Here is a 19,720-nt window from a genome sequence, read left to right as displayed (position 1 = left end):
TGATTTGAATTGGATTAGGAGGATGAATAGAAATGAGCAAGCTGATTGTTTATCAATATCCGAAATGCGGCACCTGCCGTAACGCAGTCAAGTGGCTGGAAGGACAAGGGCATGAATTGGAGCTGCGCCATATTAAGGACTCTCCTCCAGATGTTAAGGAGCTGTCCGCTTGGATTGAGCGAAGCGGACTTGAACTGAAGAAGTTTTTTAATACGTCCGGCGAGGTATACCGGCAGGAAGGATTAAAGGACAAGCTGCCGGGGATGTCCCGAGAGGAACAAATCGCATTGCTGTCCTCTAACGGCATGCTGATTAAGAGGCCCCTCGTGAGTGATGGACAGCGGGTTACAGTGGGCTTCAAGGCCGAGGAATTTGAACGGGTATGGGGCAAATAGCGCCAATCTAGAGGCAGGGAGAGAGTAAATTGACAGATACACCGAATGGTAGAGACAGCATTATGCTGGTGGATGGCATGGCCCTGATGTTTCGAGCCTATTATGCCTCGGCCGCTACAGGCTATATTCGCAGAACGAAAGCCGGACTGCCGACGAATGCGGTATACGGCTTCATGAGATATTTCTGGGATGCCGTACAGAAATTCCAACCCACCCATATCGCCTGCTGCTGGGATCTCGGCAGCAAGACGTTTCGGACGGAGCAATTTACGGCGTACAAAGGCAACCGCTCGGAGGCTCCAGACGATCTGATTCCGCAATTTGCGGTCATTCAGGAGGTGATGGACAGCCTGGGAATACCGAACGTCAGCGCTGCAGGCTATGAGGCCGATGACTGTATCGGCACTTTGGCTGCGCGCTTTGGCGGGCATATGAACGTGTATATATTGACGGGCGATCATGATATGCTCCAATTGGTAAACGAGGCGACCAGCGTAATCATCATGAGAAAAGGCCATGGCAATTATAGCGTGTATACCCCGCAAAGCTTATTCGAGGAGAAGCAGCTGACGCCCGCCCAAATCGTGGATTTAAAGGGATTGATGGGAGATGCCAGCGACAATTATCCAGGGGTTCGCGGCATCGGCGAGAAGACCGCTCTGAAGCTGGTATGGGAATATGGATCGGTAGAGGGGATTCTGGGCAACCTGGACAAACTGTCCAAGTCGATTCGGGCCAAGATTGAGGCTGACCTCGACATGCTGCATCTGTCCAGGCAGCTAGCGGAGATCCGCTGCGACGTAGAGCTCGAATGCGATCAGGAGGCCTGCCGCTTCGAAGTGAATCAGGCTCAGGTTGCCGCCAAATTTGAAGAGCTGGAAATGGCGAGCATCATCAACTGGATGGGAGTGGCTGCAACAAATGAGTAAGCATCATTGGCGAAAATGGCTGTCTATGGTTCTTGCGGGTTCCGTTCTTGCTGGCGTGCTGACGTTCAGCGGGGGAAGCGCTGCAGCCGCCGCCCAGACATCAGGCATCAAGACGGAGACGAAGAAAGTGAAGGTCGGGAAAAAGAGCTTTACCGTGCAAACCGTCCGTATCCCGAAAGGGACTCCAGTCACGGTAGGGCTGGCTAAGAGACAGGTCGGCAGCACGGAGGATTTTGCTTCTATCGTGAAGGGCTACCGGGCCGAGGCTGCGATCAACGGGGCTTTTTTTGAGGCCTACGGGGGGCCGCCGGATCCTTACGGCACGCTTATCGCGGGAGAAGAAGTGATGCATAAAGGCGGAAACGGCACGACGATCGGTTTTAAGAAGGACGGCACGGCCATCATGGATGAGCTGCGCATTTCCATTACCGGGACGGTCGTTTCTCCGGAAGGCAAGTCCAGAGGCTGGTATGCGACCTTTATGAACCGGGTGCCGCTTGCGGGCAGCAGCACCAGCATTATGTTTACCCCTGCCCGCGGAAGCAAGGTCGGCTTCTCTGGAGGATTGGCCGTTACGGTAGAGGACGGCAGGGTGGTCGGGAATGAAGTGAATGCCAATGCTTCCATACCGAAGAACGGGTATGTGCTTGTCTTTACCGGAACGGAGAAGAGCTCGGCAGAACGTTTTGCCGTTGGAAGCGAGGTAGAGCTGAAGCTCAGCTACAAGAATCCTCAAGGTGAACTGCTGCCGGAATGGGAAGACGTCGTTGCCGCTGTCGGCGCCGGTCCTCGTCTGGTGAAGGACAGCAAGGTCGCTTTGAATGCGGCTGCCGAGGGCTTCCATGACGCTAAAATCCTGACGAGCTCGGCAGCCCGCAGCGGTATCGCCATTATGCAGGACGGCTCGATTATGCTGGCCACCGTGCCGGGAGCCACAATGAAGCAATGGGCGGAGATCATGAAGGCGCTGGGCGCGAAGCAGGCAATGAATTTGGACGGCGGGGCCTCCTCTGCTCTTTATGGCGGAGGCAAAATGCTGACCACTGCCGGGCGGCATCTCAGCAATATCCTTGTATTCGGCGCAAATTTGAATAAGTAAGCAAAATAAAAGGAGGCTTATCGCAATAGATTTGGCGATAAGCCTCCAGCCATATAGCACTCGATCCCATCTGCAACGGGGAGCCGGCAGGCCTGATCGAGCTTCCTTGACAGGGCATAATTCATCTTAGTCTGTGAAATAAGCATCGCCTACAACCTGGTACAGGAATGTTCTAAGCTCCTCGGCTTCCTCCTCCTCCAGTTTATAGACATGCTCCAGATAGCCTTCCTCCTCAAGGTCATCCGTGCCCAGAATTGCCGTCTTGCCGCTTTGCAAATCGGTAACGAGCTTTTTTCCGTAGAAGCGGTTCGTTGTAGTGATGGCCAGATCGAAACGCTTCAAGGATGCTCCGATAAAGGTTACGAACCTAGTGGAGGTGCTTTCCGTACTGTCGGAAAGGAAATCCAGCTCTTTGTGCGGGTCAGTCATTTATATGCCTCCTTGAACGATTAGTGCGTGAAGTTACTTTAAAATTAATCTATTGCTCCTAGTCATTATAGCGGATATTCGCGGTTAATGGAAAAAAATATGACAGGCATTGACAGCGAAATATAAAATGGTATTATTAGTTATAACAGTATATGAATGGAGGAAGCACCTCTTCTGTATTTTGCAGAAGGGGTGCTTTTTGCGTTCACGGGAATATGAGCTTAGAAGTGCCGTTCATTTACTGAGAATAATGAAGGAGGGGGATCCTTTGAGGATCATATTTTTGAACAGTCTGGAGAAACGGGAAGGCGGGGCGGTTGTCGGCAGCGCGCAGGTCTGGATGGGAGAGGAAGAAAGCTTGTGGCGCATGGGCTGGAACGAGGCTACAGCGGACGGAGAGCAGGAGGACATATGGTATGAAGGCTCTTCCTGGTCAGAGATGCTCCATGTCTATCGCCATCGTCTGGTCATTAAGCTGGGGGAAGGCTTCCAGCCTACGGTCGAGGGAATTTGGGAGGATAAGGAGCAGCTCCGCGGCAAATCGATGACCGCTCAGAAGCTGATCTGTTATAGCGAGAGCAACGAGAATGAGCCGCTCTACACCGAGCTGAGCAATTGGCGGAGGAAGAAAGCCGCGGCAGAGCGCAAGGCGGCGTATCTCATTGCGAGCAATCGGCTCCTCCGGCTGATCAGCGTATTTCTGCCGCATACGGTGGAAGAATTGCTGCTGCTTCCAGGGGTAGGGCAGAATAAAGCGGCGGATTACGGGGACGAGCTGCTTGCGATCACCCGGAAGCACGACCGTAAGACCTCATTCCCGCTGGATTGGGTGGATGCAGCAGTGGATCAGGAGACGCTCCGGTGCTGGCTGTATAAGCAGAAGGAGGCGAAGCTGCGGGTGGAAGCAGAGAGATACAGCGTACGCCGCAAACTGCTTGAAGGCATTGCCGAGGGGCTTGATGTAGAACAGATTCGAGAACGTGTTGCTGTGGGCCGCCGGGATTTGATTGAAATGCTCGAAGAGCTGGAGAAGGACGGTTACAGTACGGAACAGCTGGTAAAGAACGAGCTGCAGGCCATGCCGGAGGAAGAGCAGGCTGCCGTTATGCAGGCCTATGAGGAGCTTGGGGATGCATTTCTCAAACCGGTGCTGCAGAGGGTGTATGGCCTGGAAGCGGCGGAAGCCGAGGATCGGGAATTGCTGTATGAGCGCCTGCGCCTTATACGAATTCGTTACCGCAGAGGGTGTATGGCCTGGAAGCGGCGGAAGCCGAGGATCGGGAATTGCTGTATGAGCGCCTGCGCCTTATACGAATTCGTTACCGCAGGGGCAGAAGCACGGTACGCGATGCGGGTTAGCCGGATTGATCTGTTCATGAAGCAGGAGCCGTGGCTATTGGCATTTTGGAGGATGAACCGAAATCAGCGGCAGTTTTTAGCCTGATCGTAGAAAAAGGACGAAAGCATTCCCCGGCTCTTGCGGAGGCTTTCGTCCTTTTTAAGCTTCAAATCCAGTCCCGCTTACGGAACAGGTAGTACATCCCGGCACCAAGGACGACCATGATCCCGATCACCACATAATAAGAATATTTCCAATGCAGCTCGGGCATGTTGTCGAAGTTCATTCCGTATATCCCGGTTATCAGGGTCAGAGGAATGAAGATGGTCGTGATGGCGGTGAACACGCGCATAATCTCGTTTGCCCTGTTGGCGATCGAGGACTGGTAGGCCTCTCGCAAGTTGCCCATCAGCTCCCGGAACGTCTCGAAGTTCTCGGAGATTTTTACGGCGTTCTCGTAAATGTCGCTGAAATATTTTTGAAGCTGATCATCGATCAGGCGCAAATCCTTTTTATTTAAAATATTGATAACTTCCTTTTGCGGACCAAGCATCTTTTTCAGCCATAATATTTCGCTTCGCAGACCGATAATTTCGCTCAGGTGAGAGCGCTTCGTATGCATAAGGATGTCCTCTTCCAGCTTCTCGATCTTCACTTCGATCCGGTCGCTGACTGTAAAATAGTTGTCTACAACGAGGTCGATAAGCAGGTACAGGAACCGGTCGGGCTCGCTGACTTCCTGCTCCCACAATATCGGTTTGACGGCGCGCAGCTCATTGATCTTCTGCTTCGTCACGGTGATGATATAATGCCGGCCGAGAAAAATATTCAGGGCCCGCAGAAAAATCTCCTCGTCGTCGAAGCGGATGCTGTTGACAACAATGAAATAATGGTTGTCATACGTTTCGATCTTCGGACGCTGCTCCTCTTCCGTCAAGCAATCCTCCACGGCCAGATCATGCAGGGAGAACAGCGGCTGCAGAATTCTGAGATCCTCACCGTCCGCATCGATCCAATAAAAGCCTTCCTCCGGTGCTGTAGTCGTTGCTTCCACGTCATCTACCGTTGTAAATACGCCGTCTTTAACATGACGAATTTTCAAGGGTGTCACTCTCCTTTTCCCCAATCCTGTCGGATATAATGCTCTAGGTTGAGCATAGGAAAAAGGATCAGCAGCCGGTAACGCCGGAACAGGCGTTTATACAAACACCGGGAAACGAAAACGAAAGAGCCCCAAATCATCCGTGAGCGCTCTGCTGATCGATTTCCTATGCCATTGTTGTTGTGGGGCAGTTCTCTGCGGACTCGGGTCGCCTTCCATAATCATTTCACCTCTTTTTTGCCTGAATAAGCTTATTAACACTTGTCTAGTATAACCCTCACATTTGACATGATCAAGCCATTATCGTATATGCGGGGCTATTTTTCAGCTTATGGCAATAGCGGGCGGAAGGTGAAAGATTCAGTTATCGGTTCTTGACGGAACCCGCTTTATCCATTAAAGTGAACTCAGGGAACCGAAGTGTTCCGTGAATAATTAAATATCGCGAAATCTTATCAAGAGCAGGTGGAGGGACTGGCCCGATGATACCCGGCAACCGGCGATTTTCAATCGTACGGTGCTAATTCTTGCAGAACCGTTGGACGGAGGCGTCCTTCGGTATCTGAGAGATGAGAGAGGCGCATTCATGTTACAGATGAAGACCTTTCTCCAATCGAGAAAGGTTTTTTCTTTGTATGAATACGTCCGCTTTCTACTATAGGATGACTGCACACACAACAATGTTTTTTCTAAGAAGGAGTTGAAGAAAGTATGCCAATTAAGGTTCCTGATCACTTGCCGGCAAAAGAAGTACTGGAGAACGAGAATATATTCGTGATGGATGAATCGCGGGCTTACCGCCAGGATATCCGTCCGCTGCGGATCGCGATTCTGAATCTGATGCCTACGAAGGAGACGACCGAGACGCAAATATTGCGTCTGCTCGGGAATACGCCGCTCCAGGTAGAAATCGTCCTGCTCCATCCTCGTTCGCATAAGTCCAAGAACACGTCGGCGGAGCATCTCGAAATGTTCTACAAGACATTCGACGAAATCAAGTCGCGCCGTTTCGACGGACTCATTATTACGGGGGCGCCGGTCGAGCAGCTGGAGTTCGAGGAAGTGAACTATTGGGAAGAGTTGAAGGGGATCTTTGAGTGGAGCAAAACGAACGTCACTTCAACCCTGCATATTTGTTGGGCATCCCAGGCCGGATTGTATTACCATTATGGGGTCAGAAAGATTCACCTTCCGAAGAAATGCTTCGGTGTGTTCCCGCACACCGTAAATATTCCTAACGTCAAGCTGCTGCGGGGCTTTGATGAAGTATTCCAGGTGCCCCATTCCCGTCATACGGATGTGGAGCGCCGCGACATCGAGAAGGTGCCCGAGCTCGATATTCTGGCCGAATCCGAAGAAGCGGGCATTTATCTTGTCGCAACGAAGGACGGCAAGCAAATTTTCGTGACTGGCCATTCCGAGTACGATCCATGTTCGCTAAAATGGGAATATGACCGCGATGTTGCGAAGGGACTCGATATCGATCTGCCTGTTAATTATTACCCGAATGACGATCCTTCCCGTACGCCGAAATCAACTTGGAAATCTCATGCTAACTTATTATTCTCCAATTGGCTGAACTACTATGTGTATCAAGAAACGCCTTATGACATCGATCAGCAGGGCGGACTCATTTATCATATATAGGTTGTGGAGGGATTGTTAAATGTCAGAGAAGAGGTACCGTATTGAAAGTCTGCTCGCGCAGATCGGCTCGGTCGAAGAGCCGGTGACCGGAGCAGTAAACTATCCGATCTATCAGGCAACGGCATTCCGGCATCCTAGACTGGGTCAGAGCACCGGATTCGATTATTCGCGCACCAAAAGTCCGACGCGCTCTGTGCTGGAGGAGGCTGCTGCCCGGCTGGAGTCCGGGGATGCCGGCTTCGCCTGCAGCTCCGGCATGGCGGCGCTTCAGACGGTGTTCACCCTGTTCGCCAGCGGTGATCATCTGATCGTGTCGATTGATCTGTACGGAGGAACCTATCGTTTGCTGGAGCGGGTATTGTCCAAATACGGAGTGACCGCGTCCTACGTGGACACGAACGATATCAGCGCGCTGGAGGAGGCCAGACGGCCGAACACGAAGGCGGTGTTCATCGAGACGCCTACAAATCCATTGATGATGATTACGGATCTCCGGGCGGTCAGCCAATGGTCGCGCGATCACGGTCTTCTGACCATCGTCGATAATACGCTGCTGACTCCGTTTTTCCAGCGTCCGATCGAGCTTGGGGCCGACATTGTCGTTCACAGCGCATCGAAGTATCTTGGGGGACATAATGATGTGCTGGCGGGCCTCATTGTGACCAAAGGCAAGGAGCTGTCCGAAGAAATCGCCTTTCTTCACAATTCCATCGGAGCGGTGCTCGGTCCTACAGATTCTTACCAGCTCATGCGGGGAATGAAGACGCTCGCGCTGCGCATGGAACGTCATCAGAGCAACGCGCTCGCCATCGCCAAATACCTTCAGAGCCATCCGCAAGTAACGGAAGTGTTCTACCCGGGACTGCCTGAGCATCCAGGCTATGAAATCCAGAATGCCCAATCGAGCGGAAATACGGGGATCTTCTCCTTTAGAGTCGCCGATGCGCGTTATGTTGATCCGGTGCTTCGCCATTTGAAATTAATCGCCTTTGCTGAAAGCCTCGGCGGAGTAGAGTCTTTAATGACCTATCCAGCCGTGCAGACACACGCCGATATCCCGGCTGAAGTCAGGGACGCCATAGGCGTAGACGATCGTCTCCTGCGCTTCTCCGTCGGCATTGAACATGTTGATGACCTGATTCAGGATCTGGAGCAGGCGCTGGCAGCAGCGCGGGCAGAAGTTGAAGGAGGCAGCAAGAATGACTGATCACAGCAGCTCAAACGAATTACCTAGAGCAGACAAAAAGGATAAGAAATTCGATACGAAGCTTATCCACTTTGGCGGCGAGGTGGACAGCGTGACAGGCGCATCAAGCGTGCCGATTTACCAGGCATCGACGTTCCATCACCATGATATCTACAATCCGCCCTCCTATGACTATAGCCGATCGGGAAATCCGACGAGACAGGCGCTTGAGGATTATATTACAGTGCTGGAAGGCGGACATCGCGGCTTCGCATTCTCCAGCGGTATGGCAGCGATCTCAACGACGTTCATGCTGTTCTCGGCCGGAGATCATATCATCGTTACGGAGGATGTATACGGCGGTACATACCGCCTGCTGACAGGCATTCTGAATCGGCTTGGAATCGAAGCAACCTTCGTGGACATGACGCAGATCGACGCTGTGAAGGCTGCGCTTAAGCCAAATACGAAGGCAGTCTACCTTGAGACGCCTTCCAACCCGACGCTGAAAATTACCGATATCTCTGCCGTGACGGAATGGGCGCATGCTCATGACCTGCTCAGCATACTTGACAATACGTTCATGACGCCTTATTATCAGCGGCCCATCGAACAGGGAGTCGATATCGTGCTGCACAGTGCGACTAAATTTTTGGGCGGCCACAGCGATGTTCTGGCAGGCCTTGCCGTTACGAGAACGGAAGCGCTGGGCCGCAAGCTGAAGTATATGCAGAACGGCCTTGGCACCGTGCTGGGGGTACAGGAATCCTGGCTGCTGATGCGCGGGATGAAGACGCTTGGCGCGCGGATGGCCCACAGCGAGAAAAGTGCGGCTAAGCTGGCAGAATGGCTGAGCAGCCGCAGCGATATTGAAGCGGTATTCTACCCAGGCCTTGCCAGCCATCCGGGGCGGGAAATTCATGAGAAGCAGTCCTCCGGCTATGGGGCTGTCGTATCCTTTGACGCCGGATCCGGAGAGAGGGCTAAGCAGGTGCTCAGCAGCGTGAAGCTGCCGCTAGTCGCCGTCAGTCTGGGAGCGGTAGAGAGCATTCTCTCCTACCCTGCAATGATGTCCCATGCCTCGATGCCGAGAGAGGTTCGCCATGAGCGAGGCATTACCGATGGTCTGCTTCGCTTCTCTGTCGGCTTGGAGGATATCGACGATCTTATCGCAGATTTGAAGCAGGCATTGGAGCGGTAATTTCGGATAGTATTGCAATTATAGAATTGATCCGGCGATTGCCGTGAACAGCATCCGATCCTGGATCGGGTGCTGTTTTTCTGTCCAGATTATGTTACGATAAAACCATACTATTTAATTTCTAAATTTTTGATATTCATATCTGGGCAAGTGAAATAGAGCTCAAAGATCATTTTAAGGAAGAGGGGAAGGCAGCCCATGATGGCAATCGACGACATATTAGACAAAGCGCTTCGGGGAGAGCGTCTTAACCTGGAGGATACGATCGCTTTATTCGAATCCGATGAAGTGGAGAAAATGGGGCATGTGGCCAACATTCTGATGGAACGGATGCATCCCGAGCCGATCACGACCTTCGTCATCGGACGGAATGTGAACTATACGAACGTATGTGACGTATACTGCCGGTTTTGCGCCTTTTATCGCAGACCGGGCTCGGATGAGGGATATGTGCTGCCGGACGAGGTTATTTTCCAGAAGATCCAGGAAACAATCGACGTAGGCGGTACCGAAATACTGATGCAGGGCGGCACGAATCCGAATTTGCCGTTCAGCTACTATACGGATTTACTGAAGGCGATTAAGCAAAGATTCCCGGATATCACGATGCACTCCTTCTCTCCGGCGGAAATATTGAAGATGAAGGAAGTATCGGATGGCTTGTCTCTGGAGGAAGTCGTACGGCAAATTCATGAAGCCGGCCTCGACTCCTTGCCTGGCGGGGGAGCGGAAATTCTTGATGACCGGACACGCCGTAAAATCAGCCGCTTGAAGGGCTCATGGAGAGACTGGATGGATGTCATGCAGACGGCCCATCGCATCGGCATGAATACGACCGCCACGATGGTGATCGGTTTTGGCGAATCGATGGAGGAGCGCGCGCTTCATCTGATGCGGGTTCGGGATGCCCAGGACGAATGCCTGCAGAACGGCTATGACTCCGAGGGCTTCCTGGCATTCATTCCATGGACATTCCAGCCGGACAACACGAATTTGAAGCGGGAGAGGCAGACTCCGCGGGAATACCTGAAGACCGTAGCGATCAGCCGGATCGTGCTGGACAACATCAAGAACATTCAATCGTCCTGGGTCACCATGGGTCCTGAAATCGGCAAGCTGTCGCTTCAATACGGCTGCAATGATTTTGGCAGCACGATGATTGAAGAGAATGTCGTCTCCTCTGCAGGGGCGACTTACAAAGTCAATATTGAATCCATCCTGTCCATAATTCGCGAGGCAGGCAAAACTCCGGCACAGCGGAGCACAAAATATGAAATTCTCCGCGTGTTCGATCAAGACAGCCAGGTCGAAAAGGATTTCGTCATGCAGAACTAATCTATACTTGGTTTTTAAAAGGTAAAACAAAGGAATTGCTGTTTATGTTTCCATAAGCCGTCCCGTATATCTGCTTCCTCCTCACCATATACTTTGAGAAGGAAGCGGAAAGGGGCGAGTTCATGGATTTTTTTACGATTGGCACGAATGTCGAATCCGCAGCGTCAGCCAACCAGTTCGCCGGATATATGCGGCGGCTGACCAAGGGTTTACATAAAGGAAGCGTCACCTCCGATTTTGCATATCTGCCGAGTTGCGGTAGGGCTGAATGGAGCATTCGCCTCACGACCGGGAAGGGTGCCAAACCCGTCCAGACCGGCAGCAAAATTCCGGATGAGCTGGCTCGCGCCGTTGCGGAGTACGTCGTTGATGTTAGGGAACCCGGAATCGTCCGTAAAATTTTAACGAAGGATTATGAACTCGACGAAAGTGAAAAACAGGCTGTTGAAGACATTTGCAGCAGGTTTCTGGGCATGGATGAAGGACAGGCTGAGGCCAGAAAGGCGCGAATCATGCTCGTTGAAGCAGCGTTCCGGCAGATGCTTGATGAGCATGCTTCGATTGATCTTGACGGCTTCGTCACCTTCAGGCTGCAGGATTATGGAATGAAGCTGCGCGAAATGGTCGATTATGCGGTGGAGGAATTTTTGCTGGATAAGCAATACGAGGATTTTATCGGGCTGCTGCAGTATTTCGTGTATTTTCAGGAGCCGCTAACTCCGTTCATCCATCTTATGCACAGGCGTGGCAGCGAATTTGTTATTATGAATGAAGGCTTGAAACAAATCGAGGCTTCATCCGGCGATGTGATCATGCGCCTGGCTGATCAGGAAATGCAGATGGAGGACGTGATTGTCAGCACGCTTATTTCTTTATCGCCCGAACGGATTCTGCTGCATACTCGCGATCCAGAGGCTCTGGCTATCAAAACGATCCAGCGGATCTTTGGCCAGCGGGTTCAGCTATGCTTGCGCTGCCCCAAGTGCAAGGATTTTATGCAAGGAACGAGGCAGCGGGATCAGGTTACTTAGTATTTCATCCGGCAGGTTCTTGACGGTGCCTGTGGATGGCATTATAATAACAAATATTCAAGCGAAAAGCGTCGACAAAGACATGGACCAGAAATTCGAACAGTGCAGAGAGAGGGAACGTTAGGCTGAAATTTCCTTCGGATTCGGTTTTGGTTTACCACTTTGTAGCTGCATTCCCGAACGTTGGACATTGAGTGTCCGATCACTAAGGATTGCCGGTTCATTACCGTTATATAATGCCTAATAAGGACTCGTTCGAGATGCAGCTTGCGGTGCTCTGGACGGTCGAATGAGGGTGGAACCACGGGTATATTACGCTCGTCCCTTTTCCGGGACGGGCGTTTTTTGTTTGTCCGCTCCCGGTAAGAAATACGAAAATTAAGGGAGGAACAGAAAGTGGCAGTATCAATTTCTTTGCCGGACGGCTCAGTCCGGGAGTATGCAGACGGAAGCACGCTGGCGGATGTCGCTGCATCGATCAGCAGCGGCCTGCGCAAAAATGCGCTTGCAGGTAAAATCAACGGGGCAGCCGTCGATTTGAACACACAATTAAAGGACGGCGCAGCGGTCGAGATCATTACGCCGGATTCCAAGGAAGGCCTTGAAATCATGCGGCACAGTACGGCGCATCTGATGGCGCAAGCGGTTAAACGTCTGTTTGGCAACAAGGAAGTCAAGCTGGGCATCGGTCCGGTCATTGAAGACGGCTTCTACTATGACATGGATCTGGAGCATCCAATCAACCCGGAGGATCTGCAGAAGATCGAGAAGGAAATGGAACGGATCATCGGCGAGAATCTGCCGATTACCCGCCGGGAAGTAAGCCGCGAGGAAGCGGTGGCAATTTTCACCGAGCTGGGGGATCCGTATAAATTAGAGCTGATTCGCGATCTGCCTGAGGACAGCGTGCTGTCTATTTATGATCAAGGTGAATTTTTCGACCTCTGCCGCGGACCGCATGTACCGTCCACAGGCAAAATCAAGGTATTCAAGCTGCTGAGCGTAGCAGGTGCCTATTGGCGCGGAAACAGCGACAATAAAATGCTGCAGCGGATTTATGGCACGGCTTTCTTCAAAAAGGCTGACCTGGATCACCATTTGCATATGCTCGAGGAAGCCAAGAAGCGCGATCATCGCAAGCTCGGCAAAGAGCTAAGCATATTTACATTCTCGAATCTCGTGGGACAAGGCCTGCCGATTTGGCTTCCGAAGGGGGCAACGCTGCGCCGCACGCTGGAAAGATACATTGTCGATATCGAGGAGCGTCTAGGATACCAGCATGTGTATACTCCGGTGCTCGGTAACGTGGAGCTATACAAAACCTCCGGACACTTGGCGCATTATCAGGATGACATGTTTCCTAGAATGGTGATGGACAACGAGGAGCTTGTGCTTCGGCCGATGAACTGTCCGCACCATATGATGGTATACAAGAGCGAAATGCACAGCTACCGCGACCTGCCGATTCGCATCGCCGAGCTCGGGATGCAGCATCGCTATGAAATGTCAGGCGCGCTAACAGGATTGCATCGGGTACGCGCGATGACGCTGAACGATGCTCATATCTTCTGCCGTCTGGATCAGATCAAGGATGAGTTTAAACGCGTGCTCGCCCTCATCCGTCAGGTGTACAAGGATTTTGGAATCAACGATTACCGCTTCCGTCTATCCTATCGCGATCCAGAGGATACAGATAAATACTTCAAGGACGACAATATGTGGAACACCGCACAGCGCATGCTTCGTGAGGTTGTGGAAGAGGAAGGCCTTCCATTCTTCGAGGCCGAAGGCGAAGCGGCGTTCTATGGACCGAAGCTGGACGTCCAAATCAAAACGGCGCTTGGCAAGGAAGAGACTTTGTCCACTGTGCAAATCGACTTCCTGCTTCCGGAGCGCTTCGAGCTCGAGTACGTCGGGGAAGACGGCGCCAAGCACCGTCCGGTCGTTCTGCACCGCGGCATTCTCGGCACGATGGAACGCTTCACAGCCTTCCTGCTGGAGAATTTTGCGGGCAACCTGCCCCTCTGGCTCGCACCGGTACAGGCGAAGGTCATTCCGGTTTCCGGAAACTTCGAAGCTTATGCGCGTGAGGTAGAGGAGAAGCTTCTCGCAGGCAGAATCCGGGCTGAAAGCGATCTTCGCAACGAGAAGCTCGGCTATAAGATCCGCGAAGCCCAGCTGGAGAAAATTCCTTATATGTTCGTGGTCGGCGAGAACGAGCAGCGGGAAGGAACCGTCTCCGTCCGCAAGCGCGGAGAAGGAGATCTTGGCGCGAAATCGCTGGATGAAGTGATTGCCATGCTTCAGCACGATATCCAGAACCATAAGATTTAGGTAAAGGCATTAAGCCCGGCAAGGGTATAAATTTTGGCGCATGTGGACATCCTCTGGACTAAGGGAGGAGATTGTCACATGCGCCAAACTATTTTCAGGGACCGGCTTGGGATGTGCTTAACGCTGGTATTTACGCTTACAGCGTTAATAGCCAAGGATAGTACGATTTATGCTGATCCGGCTCAGCAGCAGAATTTCCAACAAATCGCGGCGATAAATACGTTCAAGACGACCGCAGTATTAGCTCGGCAGGGAGTTATCCCGCATCCGATATATATTTCAAGCAAACTTGCGGAGCATGATCAAGCGACTGATGCCGACAAGAAAACAAACAAAATACAATTTCCAAAGGTGAAAGTGGTGGCTACCGGTTATACTGCCGGCTATGAATCTACCGGAAAACGTCCGAATCATCCGGGCTACGGCATTACTTATTCCGGTGTAAAAGTGCAGAGAAACAAGGATACCATTTCGACCATTGCCGCCGATCTAAAGGTGTTCCCATTGGGGACGATTCTGTATATCCCCGGTTATGGCTATGGCGTTGTAGCCGACAAAGGCTCGGCCATCAAAGGCAATAAGATCGACCTGTATTTTGCAACCACCAAGCAGGTGTTCAAAGAATGGGGCAAGAAGGAAGTAGAGGTTCAGGTGATCCGCAAGGGTACGGGCAAGCTGACGGAAGAAATGTTTCGCGAGCTTGGCAAGGCGTTGGAGGTCAACAAGGAAATACCTGACGATATTTGGGATGAGGCCATTTAATCATAATTTGCATAATATAGCTTCCCGGGTCGCATAATACGAATGCATCCATGCAGTCGCTGCATGTCATGCATGCATGCATGCGACGGCTTAAGGGAGGTGAACACAGATGCCAAACCAAAATCAAAACCAAAAGAACGCAGCTTCTCCAGGCTACAAAACGCCAAACGAGAAATTCAATGAAGAATTCGCTGAAGAAAGCATGGCAACAGTTGCACAAAAAGCGAAGGCTTCCCGTAACGCTGTTTCGAACCCAAGCTCTCAAAGTGGAAAATAAGGCAACGCGAGCGTCCTGACCAGGACGCTCTTTTTTTGCCATCAGGCCAAGAAACTAATTCAAATACATACATTTATTGGTGCGGTATCGGTCTCGGGATGTAGACGACTTTCCATCTGCCGCCGCTGTCCCTTCGCAGCAGGATGTTGTACACTAAATACAGATTAAATCGAAATAAGCTCGTGCTTCTTAAGATGGAGGGAATGAAAATGAAGAACGGTATGACAGGCCGCATATTCGGAGGCCTAGTGCTGATTGGAGTCGGCGTTATCTTTCTGCTCAATCAGCTTGGCTACACCGACATTAGCTTCGGCTATTTATTTTCCACATACTGGCCGGTATTTTTAATATTAGGGGGGATTCTCAACCTCGTAAACAGGGAGCGGGGCGGTTCCAATTTCATTTGGAGTCTTGTTCTAATCGTGCTCGGCCTGTACTTCCTGGGCAAAAATCTGGGGTATTTGGACATCAGCGCTTCTGATTTCTTTAAGATGTTTGTCCCGGTCATGCTTATTATTGGCGGTCTATCCATTCTGTTCAAGCCGCGCGGAGAGCGTAAAAACAAGGAGATGCTGCCTCCAACACCGCCGCCTCCGGTCGACAGCCCATTTGAAACTCCAATGGATCCTGCCTTCCATCCCGAAATGGAATCGCCTTTGGATAAGATCTTTGGAACGTCGGACAAGGCGGGGGCCAGCCAAGGGGAGGACCCGTTCAAGGACAAGATGAATTACGATAAATTTGCGGGCGAGGCACCAAAATCCGGAAAGCGGGAAGTGCTCACCAAGTCTGGATTTATCGGGGATGTCCATCTGGGGCAGGATTACTTCCAGCTGCAGCCGATGAATATATCCCATTTTATCGGGGATACGATTATTGATTTGACCAAGGCGCAAATCCCCTACGGAGAGACTAAAATCAATGTGTCAGCGCTAATTGGCGACGTGAAGGTATTCATTCCCGAGGATATGGATATCGGCATTACCGCAACCTCCAGCGCGCTAATTGGCGACCTGAGGGTGCTGTCGGAGAAGCGTGGAGGATTCATGAGCAATGTGAGTGCCCAGTCGCCGCATTACGGCGAGGCGGGCAAACGGATTAAACTGGTCGTTAGCGTGTTTGTCGGCGACGTAAAAGTGAACATGGTGGGCTGATTATGATCGTGCAGCGTATATTGAAAAATACAAAATGGGAGCTGCTGCTCTACTTCCTCTTAACGGGAAGTCTGACGGCAGCGGCTCTTTATATCGGCTCTGTCTTTGGAGCCATTCTTGTCATTGATCCTCGGGTATGGATTTACATCATCGCGGGGATTCTTGTGTTTATTCTGATTATCGGTTATATCGCCGGACAGCGCATTCAGCGGCGCCTCGATTCTCTGCATCTGAACATGCTTCAGGTGGCGAAGGGGAATCTGTCCGTCCGCATGCCGGATACGGCAGATCAGACCTTCTCTGGGGTCTATCAGGAATTTAACAATATGACGGAGGCCGTCGAGAAGAAGATGAAGCTGCTGCAGCAGCTTGGCGAGCAGGAAGTGATCGAGAAGGAGCAGGCAGCCGAAAAGGCGGTGCTCGAGGAACGCAGAAGGCTGGCGCGCGATCTGCATGATACGGTCAGCCAGCAGCTGTTCGCGATCCACATGGCCGCCTCTTCCTTGCCGAAGGTGCTCGAGAGGAATGAAGCCCAGGCAGAGGTCGTGCTGAACCAGCTGATTCAAATGTCCAACATGGCCCAGAAGCAGATGCGGGCGCTTATTGCACAGCTTCGTCCAATGGAGCTGGTAGGCAAGACGCTCGCCGAGGCGCTGGATCAGTGGTTCCCGGATTATTGCCGGCAGAACGGCCTCAAGGGCATGAAGGACATGGATTTGCAGGGTGATTTATCCGAGGCGAAGGAGCATCAGCTGTTCCTTATCGTTCAGGAGGCGATGGCGAACATCGTCAAGCATTCCGGGGCAAAGCTGGTCAGCCTGTCGCTCAGGGAAGGTCCGCGGCAGGTTGTATTGAGCATCAGCGATGACGGGCAGGGCTTCAGCAACGGCTCGCACCGCCAAGGCTCTTATGGCCTTACAACGATGAAGGAACGGGCGGAGAAGCTCGGCGGCAATGTTGAAATAATCAGCAAGCCCGGGGCAGGAACGACCATACGCGTTCACATTCCGAAGTTTGAAGATGAGTAAAGGGGAGAACGGCAGATGAGCGACAAAAAAATCAGAGTGATGATCGTGGATGACCACGATATGGTACGCATGGGCCTCAAAACGTATTTGATGCTTGACCCGGGCTTTGAGGTTGTGGCGGAGGCCGGCGACGGCGACCAGGTCATCAAGCTGCTTGACCAAGGCATCGAGGGTGGACTTCCGGACATCATCCTGATGGATTTGATGATGCCTATGATGAACGGGGCGGAAGCCACGAAGGAGGTGCTCGGTCGATATCCTGAATTGAAAATCGTTATCTTGACAAGCTTTCTTGAGGACGATCTTGTGGTTCAGGCCATCGAATCGGGGGCGGTCAGTTATGTCCTGAAGACGGTGTCCGCTGCAGAGCTTATCTACGCCCTGCAGGGCGCATACCGCGGCATGCCCGTCATGACCGGCGACGTTGCCCAGGCCTTGACGCGCGGGCTGCGCCAGCGTACGGTTCAAGGAGATAGCTCTGGAATGACTGAGCGCGAGAAGGAAGTGCTGCTGCTGATCGCCGAGGGGAAGAGCAACAAAGATATCGCCGAAGAGCTTCATATCAGCATTAAAACCGTCAAGACCCATGTCAGCAATCTGCTGATGAAATGCGAGCTGGAGGACCGGACGCAGCTGGCGATTTATGCCCACCGCCAGGGCTGGGTAACGGGGGCCTAGCCACAGCCTGATCCCGCAGCTGCAGGATTGTATAGGTTGTTTTTGGCTTTTATCTCCTTTTTAATTGTTTTTAAGGTACGTTTAAGGTTTATAGTACAAAATAAGAACAAGTAAACAAGAACCCCTGCAATACCGGGGCAAGGAGGTATTCACCATGGACGATCAAAAAAATAAACCGGGTCAAGGCTTTGGAGAGAACGGAAATGACAAACCGCAGCAAACTCCGGAGTCCGACTCGTCCTCTTCATATTATTATTCTTACGGGCCTTTTCAATCCTATGGCAAGGCGAATGAGGAATCTGGCCAAGGCCAATCCTACGAGCGCCGGCAGCCAGGGGAGGTCGAAATCACCAAGCCCCAGCCGGTGAAGCCGATTCCTACGTCTTCCTTTACCGGCTATTCTTCCGCGGAAGGCCAGCGAGGCGCATTCGGGGGCGGAGGTACGGGAAGCTCGGCTCCGGCCTCATCCGCAACCAGAAACGCCAACTGGCAGTACAATGAACGTCCGAAGCGCTCGTCCTTCAAGTCGGTGCTTGCCGGCATGCTGGCAGGAATGCTGATCTTGACCGGGGCGATGGTCTTCGCAGACCGGACCAACCTTTTCACGCCGGATTCGGCTACTCATGTTCCGGCGGCAGCAACACCGGAATCCAAGACAGCGGCAGGGGACGGGGGCTCATCGGCCAAGACCTCGACAGCGGTCTTTCCGATGACGAACCCAGGAGACGTTACCAGCGTCGTGCAGCAGGCCAGCCCGGCGGTCGTAAAGATCGAGACCCTGGTCAAGGCCGGCCGGCAAAGCCAGCGCATCCCGAACAATGATCCGTTCTACCGTTTCTTCTTCGGCGATGACCTGTACGGCAGCTACGGCGGAGGCAATAGCGGAGGCGGCTCCTCGAATTCCAACCAGCTGGTGCCTACCGGAATCGGCTCTGGCTTCATCTTCGACAAGACAGGATATATTCTAACGAATGAGCATGTGGTTCATAACGCCGATATCGTTCAGGTTACGCTCCAGGACAGCGAGAAGCCTTATGAAGCGAAGGTGCTTGGTACCAGCTACGAGCTTGATCTGGCGGTGCTGAAGATCGAGGGTGACAATAACTTCCCTTCGATTCCGCTGGGTAATTCCGACGATACGCAAGTAGGCGAATGGCTGGTTGCGATCGGGAATCCTAAGGGCTTCGACCATACGGTGACGGCCGGGGTTCTGAGCGCCAAGGAAAGAGGCGGCATTCGCATCGCCGGCGAGAACGGGGAGAAGGATCGGGAATATGAGCATTTGCTGCAAACCGACGCCTCGATTAATCCGGGGAACTCCGGCGGACCGCTGCTGAACCTGAACGGGGAAGTCGTAGGAATTAACGTGGCGGTGAGCTCTGATGCTCAAGGGATCGGATTCGCGATTCCGACGTCTACGGTGTCCGAGGTGCTGGATAAGCTGAAGAATAACGAGGAAATTCCTAAGAAGCCGGTACCGTTTATCGGGGCTACGCTGATGACGATGACGGATGAAGTGGCGAAGCAGATGGGTACCGATGTGAAGGAAGGCTCCGTCGTTTCGGATATCGTCTATAAATCTCCGGCATATAATGCGGACCTTCGTCCGTATGACATCATCACCGGAGCAGACGGCAAGAAATACGTGACGAAGGAAGATCTGATCGCCTATATTCAGAAGCAAAGCGTCGGCACGGTCGTTACCTTCAATATCGTTCGGGACGGCAAGAGCATGGACTTGAAGGTTACGATCGGCGACAAGAATGAGTTTCCTAACCTAGAGTAATAGACCGG

At 52.2% G+C, this 19,720-nt stretch carries 18 protein-coding genes and 1 riboswitch; of the genes, 16 read left to right on the top strand and 2 right to left on the bottom strand.

What is annotated here, in order from left to right:
- The first annotated feature begins 32 nt into the window (after positions 1 to 32).
- The 3 genes from BN2762_RS22070 (at position 33) to BN2762_RS22060 (ending at position 2,423) form a co-directional block, all read left to right on the top strand.
- The gene (locus BN2762_RS22070; RefSeq protein WP_055109013.1) at positions 33 to 395 is read left to right on the top strand and encodes an arsenate reductase family protein; all 363 of its coding nucleotides are present in this window, start codon (positions 33 to 35) and stop codon (positions 393 to 395) included.
- 62 nt (positions 396 to 457) lie between these two features.
- Positions 458 to 1,324 carry a 5'-3' exonuclease gene (locus tag BN2762_RS22065; protein WP_055109012.1) on the top strand — a complete coding sequence of 289 codons (867 nt, stop codon included), beginning with the start codon at positions 458 to 460 and terminating at the stop codon, positions 1,322 to 1,324.
- A complete protein-coding gene (locus BN2762_RS22060) occupies positions 1,317 to 2,423 on the top strand; it encodes a phosphodiester glycosidase family protein (protein WP_055109011.1) in 1,107 nt (368 codons plus the stop codon). The genes BN2762_RS22065 and BN2762_RS22060 overlap by 8 nt, the downstream gene beginning before the upstream one ends.
- Positions 2,424 to 2,549: 126 nt before the next feature.
- Here BN2762_RS22060 and BN2762_RS22055 read toward each other — a convergent pair whose 3' ends face one another.
- Entirely contained in the window at positions 2,550 to 2,852 is a 303-nt protein-coding gene (locus tag BN2762_RS22055; protein WP_055109010.1) for a DUF3055 domain-containing protein, read from the bottom strand.
- A 268-nt stretch (positions 2,853 to 3,120) separates the two neighbouring features.
- Between BN2762_RS22055 and BN2762_RS22050 the strand changes: the two genes are divergently transcribed.
- Positions 3,121 to 4,296 (top strand): HRDC domain-containing protein, encoded by a 1,176-nt coding sequence (locus BN2762_RS22050; RefSeq protein ID WP_083485074.1) that lies wholly within the window; start codon positions 3,121 to 3,123, stop codon positions 4,294 to 4,296.
- 61 nt (positions 4,297 to 4,357) lie between these two features.
- Here the strand turns inward: BN2762_RS22050 and corA are convergent, their stop codons facing one another.
- Positions 4,358 to 5,293: a magnesium/cobalt transporter CorA gene (corA, locus tag BN2762_RS22045; protein WP_055109009.1), complete on the bottom strand. Its 936-nt coding sequence runs from the start codon at positions 5,291 to 5,293 to the stop codon at positions 4,358 to 4,360.
- A gap of 449 nt (positions 5,294 to 5,742) precedes the next feature.
- Positions 5,743 to 5,869, top strand: a riboswitch (SAM riboswitch).
- A 135-nt stretch (positions 5,870 to 6,004) separates the two neighbouring features.
- On the opposite strand from corA, the gene metA reads away from it, so the two are divergent.
- The 12 genes from metA (at position 6,005) to BN2762_RS21990 (ending at position 19,712) form a co-directional block, all read left to right on the top strand.
- Complete coding sequence (metA, locus tag BN2762_RS22040) at positions 6,005 to 6,940, top strand: homoserine O-acetyltransferase MetA (protein WP_055109008.1); 936 nt, start codon at positions 6,005 to 6,007, stop codon at positions 6,938 to 6,940.
- Between the two features lie 19 nt (positions 6,941 to 6,959).
- Positions 6,960 to 8,147: an aminotransferase class I/II-fold pyridoxal phosphate-dependent enzyme gene (locus tag BN2762_RS22035; protein ID WP_055109007.1), complete on the top strand. Its 1,188-nt coding sequence runs from the start codon at positions 6,960 to 6,962 to the stop codon at positions 8,145 to 8,147.
- Positions 8,140 to 9,327, top strand: a complete 1,188-nt coding sequence (locus BN2762_RS22030) for a trans-sulfuration enzyme family protein (RefSeq protein WP_055109006.1) — start codon at positions 8,140 to 8,142, stop codon at positions 9,325 to 9,327. The genes BN2762_RS22035 and BN2762_RS22030 overlap by 8 nt, the downstream gene beginning before the upstream one ends.
- Before the next feature lie 198 nt (positions 9,328 to 9,525).
- Positions 9,526 to 10,662, top strand: coding sequence for a cyclic dehypoxanthinyl futalosine synthase (gene mqnC / locus BN2762_RS22025; RefSeq protein WP_055109005.1), 1,137 nt, complete (start codon positions 9,526 to 9,528; stop codon positions 10,660 to 10,662).
- A 122-nt stretch (positions 10,663 to 10,784) separates the two neighbouring features.
- Positions 10,785 to 11,693 carry a putative sporulation protein YtxC gene (locus BN2762_RS22020; RefSeq protein WP_055109004.1) on the top strand — a complete coding sequence of 303 codons (909 nt, stop codon included), beginning with the start codon at positions 10,785 to 10,787 and terminating at the stop codon, positions 11,691 to 11,693.
- A 396-nt stretch (positions 11,694 to 12,089) separates the two neighbouring features.
- The gene (gene thrS, locus BN2762_RS22015; protein ID WP_055109003.1) at positions 12,090 to 14,027 is read left to right on the top strand and encodes a threonine--tRNA ligase; all 1,938 of its coding nucleotides are present in this window, start codon (positions 12,090 to 12,092) and stop codon (positions 14,025 to 14,027) included.
- A gap of 78 nt (positions 14,028 to 14,105) precedes the next feature.
- Positions 14,106 to 14,789, top strand: a complete 684-nt coding sequence (locus tag BN2762_RS22010) for a 3D domain-containing protein (protein ID WP_055109002.1) — start codon at positions 14,106 to 14,108, stop codon at positions 14,787 to 14,789.
- 109 nt (positions 14,790 to 14,898) lie between these two features.
- On the top strand, positions 14,899 to 15,066 hold the full coding sequence (locus BN2762_RS27385; RefSeq protein ID WP_187386570.1) for a hypothetical protein: 168 nt from the start codon (positions 14,899 to 14,901) through the stop codon (positions 15,064 to 15,066).
- A gap of 209 nt (positions 15,067 to 15,275) precedes the next feature.
- A complete protein-coding gene (gene liaF, locus BN2762_RS22005) occupies positions 15,276 to 16,220 on the top strand; it encodes a cell wall-active antibiotics response protein LiaF (protein WP_055109001.1) in 945 nt (314 codons plus the stop codon).
- A gap of 2 nt (positions 16,221 to 16,222) precedes the next feature.
- Entirely contained in the window at positions 16,223 to 17,248 is a 1,026-nt protein-coding gene (locus BN2762_RS22000; protein ID WP_055109000.1) for a sensor histidine kinase, read from the top strand.
- Positions 17,249 to 17,263: 15 nt separating this feature from the next.
- A complete protein-coding gene (locus BN2762_RS21995; RefSeq protein WP_055108999.1) occupies positions 17,264 to 17,926 on the top strand; it encodes a response regulator in 663 nt (220 codons plus the stop codon).
- A 154-nt stretch (positions 17,927 to 18,080) separates the two neighbouring features.
- Entirely contained in the window at positions 18,081 to 19,712 is a 1,632-nt protein-coding gene (locus BN2762_RS21990; protein WP_055108998.1) for a S1C family serine protease, read from the top strand.
- The last annotated feature ends 8 nt before the right edge of the window (positions 19,713 to 19,720 follow it).

This window comes from Paenibacillus ihumii, assembly GCF_001403875.1.
Classification (GTDB): domain Bacteria; phylum Bacillota; class Bacilli; order Paenibacillales; family Paenibacillaceae; genus Fontibacillus; species Fontibacillus ihumii.
This window is presented reverse-complemented; position numbering and strand designations above follow the sequence as displayed.

Bases quoted from the DNA above. Each gene is read 5' to 3' on its own strand.
- BN2762_RS22020 (WP_055109004.1), top strand. From the start codon at position 10,785: ATGGATTTTTTTACGATTGGCACGAATGTCGAATCCGCAGCGTCAGCC.
- BN2762_RS27385 (WP_187386570.1), top strand. From the start codon at position 14,899: ATGCCAAACCAAAATCAAAACCAAAAGAACGCAGCTTCTCCAGGCTAC.
- BN2762_RS22030 (WP_055109006.1), top strand. From the start codon at position 8,140: ATGACTGATCACAGCAGCTCAAACGAATTACCTAGAGCAGACAAAAAG.
- BN2762_RS22035 (WP_055109007.1), top strand. From the start codon at position 6,960: ATGTCAGAGAAGAGGTACCGTATTGAAAGTCTGCTCGCGCAGATCGGC.
- mqnC (WP_055109005.1), top strand. From the start codon at position 9,526: ATGATGGCAATCGACGACATATTAGACAAAGCGCTTCGGGGAGAGCGT.
- BN2762_RS22070 (WP_055109013.1), top strand. From the start codon at position 33: ATGAGCAAGCTGATTGTTTATCAATATCCGAAATGCGGCACCTGCCGT.
- BN2762_RS21995 (WP_055108999.1), top strand. From the start codon at position 17,264: ATGAGCGACAAAAAAATCAGAGTGATGATCGTGGATGACCACGATATG.
- BN2762_RS22065 (WP_055109012.1), top strand. From the start codon at position 458: ATGCTGGTGGATGGCATGGCCCTGATGTTTCGAGCCTATTATGCCTCG.
- BN2762_RS22060 (WP_055109011.1), top strand. From the start codon at position 1,317: ATGAGTAAGCATCATTGGCGAAAATGGCTGTCTATGGTTCTTGCGGGT.
- metA (WP_055109008.1), top strand. From the start codon at position 6,005: ATGCCAATTAAGGTTCCTGATCACTTGCCGGCAAAAGAAGTACTGGAG.
- BN2762_RS22010 (WP_055109002.1), top strand. From the start codon at position 14,106: ATGCGCCAAACTATTTTCAGGGACCGGCTTGGGATGTGCTTAACGCTG.
- BN2762_RS22055 (WP_055109010.1), bottom strand. From the start codon at position 2,852: ATGACTGACCCGCACAAAGAGCTGGATTTCCTTTCCGACAGTACGGAA.
- liaF (WP_055109001.1), top strand. From the start codon at position 15,276: ATGAAGAACGGTATGACAGGCCGCATATTCGGAGGCCTAGTGCTGATT.
- BN2762_RS22000 (WP_055109000.1), top strand. From the start codon at position 16,223: ATGATCGTGCAGCGTATATTGAAAAATACAAAATGGGAGCTGCTGCTC.
- BN2762_RS21990 (WP_055108998.1), top strand. From the start codon at position 18,081: ATGGACGATCAAAAAAATAAACCGGGTCAAGGCTTTGGAGAGAACGGA.